This is a genomic window from Streptomyces sp. NBC_00076 (assembly GCF_045041235.1).
GTDB lineage: Bacteria > Actinomycetota > Actinomycetes > Streptomycetales > Streptomycetaceae > Streptomyces.
This window is the reverse complement of record NZ_CP108242.1, coordinates 5,668,471-5,679,702: the sequence shown is the minus strand read 5'-3', so window position 1 is coordinate 5,679,702 and position 11,232 is coordinate 5,668,471. Positions and strand designations below refer to the sequence as shown.

The 11,232-nt window shown below is 72.5% G+C and carries 9 protein-coding genes; 3 read left to right on the top strand and 6 right to left on the bottom strand.

From position 1 onward, the window contains the following. Window positions 1-58 precede the first annotated feature (58 nt). Entirely contained in the window at window positions 59-607 is a 549-nt protein-coding gene (locus OHA64_RS25890) for a hypothetical protein (RefSeq protein WP_405617007.1), read from the bottom strand. A 217-nt stretch (window positions 608-824) separates the two neighbouring features. Here OHA64_RS25890 and OHA64_RS25885 point away from each other — a divergent pair, with 217 nt between their 5' ends. Then, a complete protein-coding gene (locus OHA64_RS25885) occupies window positions 825-2,213 on the top strand; it encodes a protein kinase domain-containing protein (RefSeq protein ID WP_405617005.1) in 1,389 nt (462 codons plus the stop codon). 39 nt (window positions 2,214-2,252) lie between these two features. On the opposite strand, the gene OHA64_RS25880 is transcribed toward OHA64_RS25885, so the two are convergent. Together OHA64_RS25880 and OHA64_RS25875 are read right to left on the bottom strand one after the other, a co-directional pair. Continuing rightward, window positions 2,253-3,005 (bottom strand): TIGR03943 family putative permease subunit, encoded by a 753-nt coding sequence (locus OHA64_RS25880; RefSeq protein ID WP_405617003.1) that lies wholly within the window; start codon window positions 3,003-3,005, stop codon window positions 2,253-2,255. Beyond that, on the bottom strand, window positions 3,002-4,021 hold the full coding sequence (locus OHA64_RS25875; RefSeq protein ID WP_405617001.1) for a permease: 1,020 nt from the start codon (window positions 4,019-4,021) through the stop codon (window positions 3,002-3,004). The genes OHA64_RS25880 and OHA64_RS25875 overlap by 4 nt, the downstream gene beginning before the upstream one ends. Before the next feature lie 206 nt (window positions 4,022-4,227). Here OHA64_RS25875 and OHA64_RS25870 point away from each other — a divergent pair, with 206 nt between their 5' ends. Then, window positions 4,228-6,147: an NAD-binding protein gene (locus tag OHA64_RS25870; RefSeq protein ID WP_405624110.1), complete on the top strand. Its 1,920-nt coding sequence runs from the start codon at window positions 4,228-4,230 to the stop codon at window positions 6,145-6,147. Between the two features lie 129 nt (window positions 6,148-6,276). Here OHA64_RS25870 and OHA64_RS25865 read toward each other — a convergent pair whose 3' ends face one another. Beyond that, window positions 6,277-8,103, bottom strand: a complete 1,827-nt coding sequence (locus OHA64_RS25865) for a prolyl oligopeptidase family serine peptidase (RefSeq protein ID WP_405616999.1) — start codon at window positions 8,101-8,103, stop codon at window positions 6,277-6,279. 163 nt (window positions 8,104-8,266) lie between these two features. Between OHA64_RS25865 and OHA64_RS25860 the strand changes: the two genes are divergently transcribed. Continuing rightward, window positions 8,267-9,058, top strand: a complete 792-nt coding sequence (locus OHA64_RS25860) for an SURF1 family protein (RefSeq protein ID WP_405616997.1) — start codon at window positions 8,267-8,269, stop codon at window positions 9,056-9,058. Window positions 9,059-9,168: 110 nt separating this feature from the next. Here OHA64_RS25860 and OHA64_RS25855 read toward each other — a convergent pair whose 3' ends face one another. Continuing rightward, entirely contained in the window at window positions 9,169-10,341 is a 1,173-nt protein-coding gene (locus OHA64_RS25855; RefSeq protein WP_405616995.1) for a hypothetical protein, read from the bottom strand. Then, complete coding sequence (locus OHA64_RS25850; protein ID WP_405616993.1) at window positions 10,338-10,943, bottom strand: SigE family RNA polymerase sigma factor; 606 nt, start codon at window positions 10,941-10,943, stop codon at window positions 10,338-10,340. The genes OHA64_RS25855 and OHA64_RS25850 overlap by 4 nt, the downstream gene beginning before the upstream one ends. Window positions 10,944-11,232 lie beyond the last annotated feature (289 nt).

Here is an 11,232-nt window from a genome sequence, read left to right as displayed (position 1 = left end):
GGGCCTTTCCGTGCCCCGCGGAGCCCGTCCCGCAGCCGCTTCGGAAAGGCGACAGGCACTAGCGCTCCGCCGCGGTGGCGAGCCAGTTGGCGAGGGTGCGGACCGTGGTCTCGTCCAGTCGGTCGACGAGGGTCCGTACGGCTGTCACGTCGTCCGGCGCGAGATCGTAGAGGCCCGCCTTGCTCAGGCCCGCCATGAGTGCCTGGTGCCGACGGTCGTCCATGCGCTCGGCGAGCTTGGTGGGTTCCTTCTTGGGGACCTCCTCCTCGGTTTCCTCGGTTTCCTCGGTTTCCTCGGCGGCGGAGGCCGGCTCGGGCGTCGTGACCGAAGTGGCCGAAGTGGCCGAAGTGGCCGAAGTGGCCGAAGTGACAGGCGTGGCGGAGGCGTCGTAGCGGTGCCAGTCCTCGTCCTTCGGGCCCCACAGCGCGACGGTCACCTCGTCACCGCGGGCCCGGAGGGTCTGGGTCATCTCGCCCAGCGCGTAGAGGACAGGTGAGCGGTCGGGCGACTCCGCGCCCACCTGCCAGGAGGCCTTGTCCGGTCGGTAGAACAGCGCGACCCAGCGGGGGGTCCCCTGCGGTCGCGCGCACTCGGGTCGGGTCTCCATGGCACTCACCCCTTCGACTAGGCACCGCCCGGCACGGACCGGCGGGGCGACCATATCTGACGGGTCGTCAGATCTCCAGAGTCGACGGTCATGACGAGGCCCCGGCAGCCGGTACGCTGAGGCGGCTGCGGCACCCCCCACGACCACCACCCCACGTAGCGCGGTGAGTTCGGCCTGCGGCCATCGACACGTCTTACGGCATGAGGATGACGAACAGGTGCTGATTGCGGGCCGATACCGGCTGCAGGATCCCATCGGTCGCGGTGCGATGGGAGAGGTCTGGCGGGGCTACGACGAGACCCTCGGCAGGACGGTGGCCGTCAAGCTGCTCCTCCCCCACGACTCCGACCCCACGGCCACCTCCCGCTTCCGGCTGGAGGCCCAGACCGCCGGGCGGCTCAACCACCCGTACGTGGTGGGGGTGTACGACTTCGGCGAGTTCGACGGACGCCTCTTCCTCGTGATGGAACTGGTCGAGGGCGACAGCCTCGCCGGCCGTCTCAGCAAGGGCGGACCGCTGCCCGCCGAGCAGGTGGCCCGGATCGCCACCCAGGCCGCCGACGGGCTCGCCGCAGCCCATCAGCAGGGCATCGTGCACCGCGACATCAAGCCCGCCAACCTGTTACAGGACGCCGAAGGCACCCTGAAGATCGGTGACTTCGGCATCGCCCGCTTCGTCGACGACCCGTCCGGCGCGCTCACCACCACCGGGCAGATCGTCGGTACCAGCCTCTATCTCGCCCCCGAGCGGGCCCTCGGCCGACCCGCCGGACCGGCCTGCGACGTGTACGCGCTGGGCTGTGTGCTGTACCAACTCCTCACCGGACGCCCGCCGTTCCAGGCCGACACCGCGGTCGCGATCCTGCACCAGCACCTCGACAACGCCCCTGTACCGCCCCGCCAACTGGGCGTGCTGATCCCGCCCGCCTTCGAGAACTACCTCCTCGGGCTGCTCGCCAAGCAGCCCGCGGACCGGCCGACCGCACAGCAGGTCGCCGAGTGGTTCGGCGGCGGGGCGTGGCAGGGGCGGTCCGAACCACTGCCCGAACCCGCGCCCACGCGGATGCCGACGCCGGGACCGAGGCACACGCGCACGCGCACGCCTACGCCTGCCGCATCCCCTGCTACGGGCGGCCCCGCGCGAGGGTTCCGCGCGGAGACCGGGCCCCCTACGACGTACGCGCTGCCGGCGGCCACCCGACGGGCGGACCGGCGCCCGCGGCGGTCGAGAACGGGCGGGCTGATCGCGGGGGCGGTGGTGTTCCTGGCCGCGATGGTCGCCGGCATGCTCTGGTTCGCGCCGGGCCGCAGTACCGCGGATACCCCGGCCGACGACACCCCGGACACGACGGCCCCCGCCGTCACGCCGGCCTCGACGCCGAGCGCCGCCCCGGCCACGGAGGCCGCACTGCCCGACGCATCCGAGCCTTCCGCCACCGTGCCCTCCCCCACAGCGTCCTTCCCCACCGCGCCCTCTCCCACAGTGCCCTCCCCCATCGCGTCCCCGGAGGGAGGGGAGAAGGGCGAGAAGCAACCGCCTGAGCCGAACACCGGCAAAGACAAGGGCGGCGAAGAGGAAGCCGAGGACGGGACCGACGAGGACTGACGAGCTTGGGGACTGAGGGACTGAGAGCTCAGGCGCCCGTCAGTTGTTCCAGCTCTCGTCGTACGGGTCCTGCGGTGTCGGGACCGGCCTGGCGGCCGTGACGTCGAGATACGGGATCGGGCCGTGGTTGACCGGGTCCTTGGTGCGGCGGGCGGTGTAGGTGCCGGTGACCTCGAGCCAGGTGTCCGGTTGCAGAACCGGGGGGATCCGGCCGGTCAGGCCGATCTTCACCGGCTGCGCGTCGGCGGCACAGCAGTTGAGGGCCATGCGGACCAGGTAGGGGGAGCCGGAGTGGTCCAGCGCGACGAAGCCGGTGACCTTGATCTGCCGGCCCTCCAGGGAACGGCCGCGGTCGTAGATCGCGCGGCCCGCGTAGTCGACGAGGCTCAGGCGCAGGGTGCCGCCGACGGGGAGATCCGCGTAGCCGTACGGCTGTTGCAGGGCCGTACCGGCACGCAGGGCGCTGTAGGAGCCGAGGGCCGGCGGCGCGACCAGGATCAGGGCGAGCAGCGGGAGGACGAGCAGCCAGGAGACACGGGGTTCGCGGTGGGTGTGACCTGCGTGCTCTGCGGGCTCCGCGTGGTCCGCCTGGTGGTCCGCGTGGGCATCCTTCTTCGCCCGCCACTCGTACCAGACGGTCGCCAGGGCCGCCGCGATCAGTACGACGCCGGAGGCCAGCAGCATCGGGCGCAGGCCGGCCTTGACGTAGCGCAGGTAGAGGTCGGTGAGGCCCGCGTGCAGGAGGGCCGCGCCGAGCAGGAACAGGACCGCCGCCTGTGCCTGGCGGTTCACAGGATCGCCGCCCCGGTCAGGACCGCCACGGTGACCCCCAGGACGAAGGTGGTGGGCGCGAACCGCAGGGCGAAGCCGCGGCCGAAGGTGCCCGCCTGCATCGCGAACAGCTTCAGGTCGACCATCGGGCCGACGACCAGGAACGCCAGCCGCGCGGTGAGCGAGAACTGCGACAGCGAGGCGGCCACGAACGCGTCCGCCTCCGAGCAGATCGACAGCAGCACGGCCAGTACCGCGAGGGCGAGCACGGAGACCACCGGGTTGCCGGCCGCCATGCGCAGCCACTCCTCCGGGACGACCGCCTTGAGGGTGGCCGCGGCCATCGCGCCGACCACCAGGAAGCCCCCGGCGTGCATCACGTCATGGCGGACCGAGCCCCAGAACGCAGCCCCCTTGCTCTGGCCGTCGTAGGCCGCGCGAGCCGGGGGGCGCAGCCAGTCGGCGCGGCCGACGCGCTGCCACAGCCAGCCCATCGCGCAGGCCACCAGCAGGCTCGCGACGAAACGGGCGAGGACCATCTCGGGGTCGTTCGGGAAGGCGACGGCGGTCGCCGTCAGCACGATCGGGTTGATCGCCGGGGCGGACAGCAGGAACGCGAGCGCGGCGGCCGGGGTGACGCCCCGGCGTACCAGCGCCCCGGCCACCGGTACGGACGCGCACTCGCAGCCGGGCAGCACCGCGCCGGCCATGCCCGCCACCGGGACCGCCAGCGCGGGCCGTTTCGGCAGCGCGCGGGCGAAGAAGGACGGCGGGACGAACACCGCGATGGCCGCCGACAGCAGCACCCCCAGCACCAGGAAGGGCAGCGCCTGCACGATCACCGCGACGAACACGGTCATCCAGCTCTGCATCACCGGGTCGGACAGCGCCCGCCGGATCGGGCCCTGCGCCAGCACCAGGAGGATGAGCAACAGGGTGAGCGCGAGCGGCGAGTTGAGGCGGCGCGGGCCCTCTGTGTCCGGCGCCCGACCGATGTCCGCCCCGCTGTCCCGCGGGGCTGCTTTGGTGACGGCCACGGCCGAGGTACCTCCGGTGGTGCGGAAGGGCGCTGGTTACCTCCCCTTCAGTACGGCTGACGAGGAGCGGTCGTTCACTGTGTGCGGGCACCGCGTGCGTGCACCACGTGCCGACCCGTGCTGGAACCACTCGTCCCGTTCAGGCAGTCTTGCCCCTTGTGGCAACCGTTCCGAATCAGAGTCCGCCCGGTGACGCCGGCGCGCACATGGTGGTGTGCGGCGACGACGGGCTCGCGCACCGACTGGCCGCCGAACTGCGCGAGGTGTACGGCGAGCGGGTCACGCTCGTCGTTCCGCCCTCCGAACGCAGCGTACGGCCCCCGGTCGTCGGACGGGCCCGCACGGCGTCGGCGCTGCTCGACCGGGTGGTGAACGCGGCCGTCAACCGGGGCGGTGGCAACGGCGCCTCCGACCCGCCCGCCCCCGAAGCCCGGGTGGTGGAGGCCGCCGAGCCGGCCGAGGCCGTCCTCGCCGAGGCGGGCGTGGACCGGGCGGCGGCCCTCGCGCTCGTGTACGACGACGACGAGACCAACATCCGCGCCGCCCTCACCGCCCGCCGCCTCAACCCCCGCCTGCGGCTGGTACTGCGGCTGTACAACCGGCGACTCGGCCAGCACATCGAGGAACTCCTCGACCAGGCGGCGGCGTTGGCGACGGGCGGTACGACCGGACCGGCGGCGGTGTTCGACGCCTCCACGACCGTCATGTCCGACGCCGACACGGCCGCGCCCGCGCTGGCGGCCTCCGCGATCGTCGGCACCAGCAAGGTCGTCCAGACCGACGGGCTGCTGCTGCGTGCGGTGGAACGGCCGCCGCCGGGGCCCGGCCGGGTGGCCGACCCGGGGCTGGCCACCCTCGCGCTGCTGTCCGCGGCCGGCAACGATCCGGCGGGCGCGGACGGTTCCGACAGCGGCGACGACCAGGGGCCCCAACTGCTGCCGGACGCGGAGACGGTACGGGCCGCGACCGGGCGCGGGACCGTCGTTCTGGAACAGGTCTCGTACTCCGGGCCGGCGCTGCCGGCGGGGCGCGGGATCGTGCCGCCGTTCTCCTCGTTGTTCTCGCGTCGGCTGCGGTGGTCGCTGGCGGGTTCGGTGGGGTGCGTGATCGCGCTTGCGGTGGCGTTGTGGCTGGTCACGCCCAACATGCATCCACTGGCCGCGTTCTATCTGACCTTGCTCGATCTCTTCGCCATCGACGACCCCGCCATCGGGGCGGCGACCGGACGGCAGATCCTTCAACTCCTCTCCGGTCTGGTCGGGTTGCTGCTCCTGCCGGTGCTGCTGGCCGCGGTGCTCGAAGCGCTGGGCACCTTCCGGACCGCGTCCGCGTTGCGCAAGCCGCCGCGTGGGCTCAGCGGGCATGTCGTGCTGCTCGGACTCGGCAAGGTCGGCACGCGGGTGCTGATGCGGCTGCGTGAGCTGAACATCCCCGTGGTGTGCGTCGAATCCGATCCCGAGGCACGCGGGCTCGCGACGGCACGACGCCTACGGGTGCCGGTGATCCTCGGGGACGTCACCCAGGAGGGCGTCCTGGAATCCGCCAAGGTCCACCGCGCGCAGACCCTGCTCGCGGTGACCAGCGCGGACACCACGAACCTGGAGGCCGTGCTGTACGCCCGATCCGTACGGCCCGATCTGCGGGTCGTCCTTCGGCTGTACGACGACGACTTCGCGACCGCCGTGTACCGCACCCTGCGGGCGGCGCACCCGGCGGCGTCCACGCGGAGCCGGAGTGTGTCGCACCTGGCGGCGCCCGCGTTCGCCGGGGCGATGATGGGGCGCCAGATCCTGGGAGCGATCCCGGTCGAGCGGCGGGTGCTGTTGTTCGCGGCGGTGGAGGTGGGCGGGCACCCGCAGTTGGAGGGGAAGACGGTCGGGGAGGCGTTCCGGGCCGGGTCCTGGCGGGTGCTGGCTTTGGACACCGGCGCCTCCGACGGCCGACGGGAGGAGCCGGCCGCGGAGGAGGCGTATGACGACGTACGGCCCTCGGGGGGCTCGGGGCTGGTGTGGGATCTGCCGGACACGTATGTCCTGCGGGGCTCGGACCGGGTTGTCCTCGCCGCCACCCGTCGGGGGCTGGCGGAGTTGCTGGGGCGGCGGAGCCGGGAGCGGGCGGGCACATAGGAGCGCCGCACCCACCCCCCGCCCGACTCAAGTGGCCGGCCAGGACGAGAAGCAGACCGAGCAGGCCGTGGCCGCCCGCTCTGCCCCTCGCCCTGCCGCACCATTGCGGGGTCGTCTCTCCGACAGGACCTAGCCCGCCAAGTGCCGTGCCGCGAAGTCCAGTTCCAGTCTCACCTGCTTGATGCGCTCGTCCACCACCAGGGAACCGTGTCCCGCGTCGTAGCGGTACACCTCGTGTACCGCGCCTCTGGCCTCCAGGCGCTTGACGTAGTTGTCGATCTGGCGGATGGGGCAGCGGGGGTCGTTGACGCCGGCCGAGATGTAGACGGGGGCCTTGACCTGGTCGACGTAGGTCAGGGGTGAGGACGCCTCGAAGCGCTCCGGGACCTCCTCCGGGGTGCCGCCCAGCAGGGTGCGGTCCATGGCCTTCAGGGCTTCCATCTCGTCGTGGTACGCCGCGACGTAGTCGGCGACCGGGACCGCCGCGATGCCCAGCGTCCACGCGTCGGGCTGGACGCCGAGGCCGAGCAGGGTGAGGTAGCCGCCCCAGGAGCCGCCGGTGAGGACGAGGCGGTCGGGGTCGGCCAGGCCCGAGGTGATCGCCCATTCCCGGACCGCCGCGATGTCCTCCAGCTCGATCAGGCCGACCCGTTGCTTGAGAGCGTCGGTCCAGGCGCGGCCGTAGCCCGTGGAGCCGCGGTAGTTGACGCGGACCACCGCGTACCCGTGGTCGACCCAGGCCGCCGGGGCGGCCGCGAAGGCGTCGCTGTCGTGCCAGGTGGGGCCGCCGTGGATGTCGAAGACCGTGGGCAGCGGGCCGCTGGTGCCCGCCGGTTTCTGGACCAGGGCGTGGATGCGACCGCCGGGGCCCTCCACCCACACGTCCTCCACGGCGACGGATCCCGGGGATTTCATGCCGGGCGGGTCCAGGACGGACCGACCCGTCGTCGAGCGGACCGTCGGCGGTTCGGCGGCCGAGGACCAGAGGTACTCCACGCTGCCGTCCGGGCGGGCCGTCGCCCCGGAGACGGTGCCCGGCGGGGTCGGGACCTTGATCCGCTCCCGGGTCGCCAGGTCGTAGCGGAAGAGCTCGCTGCGGGCCTCGAAGCTGTGCGCGATCAGCAGGCCGGAGCCGTCCGGGTACCACTCGGCGCCCACGTCACCGGGCAGGTCCAGGGCGAGGTCGGTCTCCTCGCCGGTTGCCACGTCCCACACCAGGGGCTCCCAGCGGCCCCGGCGCTGGTGGCCGATCAACAGCCTGGTGTCGCCGTCCACCGGAGCGAAGCCGAGGACCTCCAGGCCGAGTTCCTCCGTGCCGCCCTTGGTGTCGTCGAGGTCGGCGACCGGTGTGCCGTCGGGGCGCAGGACGCGCAGCGCCGAGTGCATCGCGTCGCCGTGCTCGGTGTGCTCGACGGCGATCAGTGAGCCGTCGTGCGAGAGGTCGCCGACGCCCGCCGACTCGCGGTGGCGGTAGATCTGCACCGGCTGCTCGCCGAGGCGGGAGACATGGATCGTCGTGCCGTCCTCGTCGGTGGAGCGGCCCACGACCGCGGTACGGCCGTCCCGGGCGAGGGCCAGCCCCGCCGGGTACGACGCCTCCAGGCCCGGCGTGGCGAGGTCGTCCGCCCCGCCTTCGAAGGGCTGGCGGCGCCAGACCCCGAACTCGTCGCCGTCCTTGTCGTCGAACCACCACACCCACCGGCCGTCCGGGGAGAGCACGCCGTCCGTCGTGCCGTTCGGCCGGTCGGTCACCTGGCGTTGCTCACCCGTCGATCGGTCCCAGGCGTACAACTCGTAGGTCCCCGTCGCGTTCGACACGAACAGGGAGCGGTCCGGCGCGTCCTCCGCCCAGTCGGGCAGCGACACCCGAGGCGCCCGGAAGCGCTTCTCCCAGTCCGGCATGTCCGGCATGTCCTCGTTCCGCTCGGGTGAGGCGGACCCGTTGCTCTCAGTCATGACCCCATACTGCCCGCCCCGACCGACAACGCGCCGACCAGACCCCCAGCCTGTGGACAACTTGGACCGGGCTCTTCCGAAGCCCTCACTTTCCCGGTCGGCGGCGGGCCCGGCAGCGACCCCGCGACCCTGGCCGGCCGGGGAGCCCCGTACCTTGGAAGGCGTGTACCGGTTTCTGCTGACGCCCCGTTGGTGGGGGATCAACGTCTTCGTGCTGCTCGCCATCCCCTTCTGCGTCTTCATGGGGTCGTGGCAGCTGAGCCGCTTCGAGGACCGGATGCAGGAAGGGCGCAGCGCCGAGACACAGGCCGCGACCAGTGGGCGTGAGGCTGCCCGTCCACTGTCCGAGATGCTGCCGGTGGACAAGGCGACCTCCGGCCGACAGGTCACCGCGACCGGGCACTACGGCAAGCAGCTGCTCATCCCGGACCGTGAGCTGGACGACCGCGACGGCTACTACGTCCTGACGTTGCTGCGCGTCGACGGCGGCAAGGCAATGCCCGTCGTCCGGGGATGGCTGCCGGGCTCTCCCGACCAGGCGAAGGTGCCGGCCGCGCCGCGCGGTGAGGTCACCGTCACCGGGGCCCTCCAGGCGTCCGAGACGCCCGGGGACAACGGGGTCAGCGCACAGGGAGGTCTCCCGGCGGGGCAGACCGCGGCGATCAGCGCGGCGTCGTTGGTGAACCTGGTGCCGTACGACGTCTACGACGCCTGGGTCACGCTGGCCCGGGCGGACTCCGGGATGACGGCCGTGCCGGCTGCGGCGCCCGCGGATTCGGGGCTGGACCTGAAGGCGTTCCAGAACCTGGGGTACACCGGGGAGTGGTTCGTCTTCGCCGGGTTCGTGGTGTTCATGTGGTTCCGGCTGCTGCGGCGCGAGGTGGAGTTCCTGCGGGACGCGGAGCTGGGCCTGGTGCCGGAACCGGACGGGGACCAGGAGCGGGTGGCCGTCTGACTTCGGGCCGGTGCCCGCGAGCGACCTCAATGCCCGAGGCCGCACCCCCGGCGAGGCGCCGGCCCCTGACCGGCCAGGGGCCGGCACCGACGCACGGTGTCTCTACAGCCCTAGGCCCCGGCCAGTACGCCCGTCCAGTACACCGTGCCCGCGCACGCGTTGGACACGACCGCCGAGACCGACGGTGCGCCGCCCTCCGCCGTGTTGGTGACGGTCACGCTGCCGTCGACCGTGGCGTCCTCCGTGAGCAGCTGGGCCGAGGTGCCGGGATCGCCGGTCGTGGTGGTGCCGCCGTCCGTGGTGGTGCCGTCCGTGGGCGACGGGTCGGGTGTCGGGTTGCCCGTCTCGCCGCCGGTGGTGTCACCGCCGGTCGTGGGACAGGTCTCCGAGGGCACCCAGGCGAACTGCACCTCGTACGAGGAACCCGGCTGGAGGAGCAGTGAGGCGGCCTCCAGGGACGGGTCGGGCAGGGCGGCCGCCGCGTCCCCGGCGACATGCCGGACCGTGCTGATCTTGGTGGCGTCCGCGGCCCCCTGCGGGGTCGGAGCCACCGTGCCCGGCCCGCTGACCGTACAGCCGGCGCCGGAGACGTTGGTGAAGCGGAAGGTGCCGTAGACCGCGCCGACGGAGTCGGGGGCGTTGACCGTCTGGGTGGGCGAGCCGATCTCGGTGGGCGTGCACACCGAGGCGCCCGCCGCACTGGTGGGCGGGGTGCCTGAGCCGGTACTCGATCCGGAGGCGCTGCCGGGGGCCTTGCTCTTGCCGCTTTCCTTCTCCGCGGGCTTGCCCTTGTCCTCGGTCCTGCCCGCGGACCCGCCGGAGGTGCTCTCTCCGCCGTCCGGGTCCTTGCCCTGACCGGCACCGCCCTGAGCCTGCGAGCCGTGTCCGGCGATGGAGGGGTCGGCGCTGAGGCCGTTGGAGGTGGAGACGTGCCACAGGGCCGGGATGGCGGTGCCGATGAAGAGCGCGGCGGCCGCCATGCCGACGACGGCCTGCCGCTTGCGGGCCCGTCGGGCGGGCACCGCCTTGCGCAGGTGGTCCAGCGTGCCGTCGCGCGGCTCGACCTCCTGGACCGCCTGGTGCAGCAACCTGCGCAGTACCAGCTCTTCCGAGTCGAGCCCGGTGGGGCTCTGGTCGTCGGGGCCGTCGTTCACAGTTCCGTTCCCAGCGTGCGATTGCTTCGGCTCTTGGTTGCCCGGCCGGTCTGTCGGCTCGTGCCACTCGTACGGCTCGTGCTCGTGGGTGACGTGCAGATGACGCCGCCCGTCGTGGTCGCGGCTCATGCCGGGGCCTCCATGGCGACCCGCAGGGCCGCGATGCCGCGCGAGCCGTACGCCTTGACGGAGCCCAGCGATATCCCGAGCGTCTCGGCGACCTGCGCCTCGGTCATGTCCGCGAAGTAGCGAAGGACCAGGACCTCGCGCTGGCGGCGCTGCAGGCCCTTCATCGCCTTGATCAGGGAGTCGCGCTCCAGCAGGTCGTAGGCCCCCTCCTCGGCGCTCGCCATGTCCGGCATCGGCTTGGAGAGCAGCTTCAGGCCGAGGATGCGGCGGCGCAGGGCGGAGCGGGAGAGATTGACGACCGTCTGACGCAGGTACGCGAGCGTCTTCTCCGGGTCACGGACGCGTTTGCGTGCGGAGTGGACGCGGATGAACGCCTCCTGGACGACGTCCTCGCAGGAAGCGGTGTCGTCGAGGAGGAGCGCCGCGAGGCCCAGCAGTGAGCGGTAGTGCGCGCGGTAGGTCTCGGTGAGGTGGTCGACGGTGGTTCCGGCCGCCACCGTGTCCTCGGCGTACTCGGCACCGTCGCGCTGGTTCGGTATGCGGGTGGGTCGCGCTGCGGGCATGGGCGCGATCACCGGCAGACCACCGGACGTGCCGGCCATGCGGGGTCGTAGGGCCGCACGGGGCGGCCGGAGAGCCGAGCCGCGCGGGACCGCAATGAAGTCGAGTACTTCTGCCACGCCTGTTGGACACGCTTCACCCCATCAGGGTTGTACGAGACCGACGGTCTTCTGTCAGGCAGCACAACTGACCGTGCGTCAAACGCGCTCATGCCCTACCCGCTCTTCCCCTGTGTCCTGAATGACCGGGGCGTCCCCACGCCCCGTAAAACGCTCCCGCGCCCACTGAAGGGCGTCCGCAAAGACGCTCCCCGCCCTCCGCGCGGTTGCG

Bases quoted from the DNA above. Each gene is read 5' to 3' on its own strand.
- OHA64_RS25890 (WP_405617007.1), bottom strand. From the start codon at position 607: ATGGAGACCCGACCCGAGTGCGCGCGACCGCAGGGGACCCCCCGCTGG.
- OHA64_RS25870 (WP_405624110.1), top strand. From the start codon at position 4,228: ATGGTGGTGTGCGGCGACGACGGGCTCGCGCACCGACTGGCCGCCGAA.
- OHA64_RS25865 (WP_405616999.1), bottom strand. From the start codon at position 8,103: ATGACTGAGAGCAACGGGTCCGCCTCACCCGAGCGGAACGAGGACATG.
- OHA64_RS25855 (WP_405616995.1), bottom strand. From the start codon at position 10,341: ATGAGCCGCGACCACGACGGGCGGCGTCATCTGCACGTCACCCACGAG.
- OHA64_RS25850 (WP_405616993.1), bottom strand. From the start codon at position 10,943: ATGGCCGGCACGTCCGGTGGTCTGCCGGTGATCGCGCCCATGCCCGCA.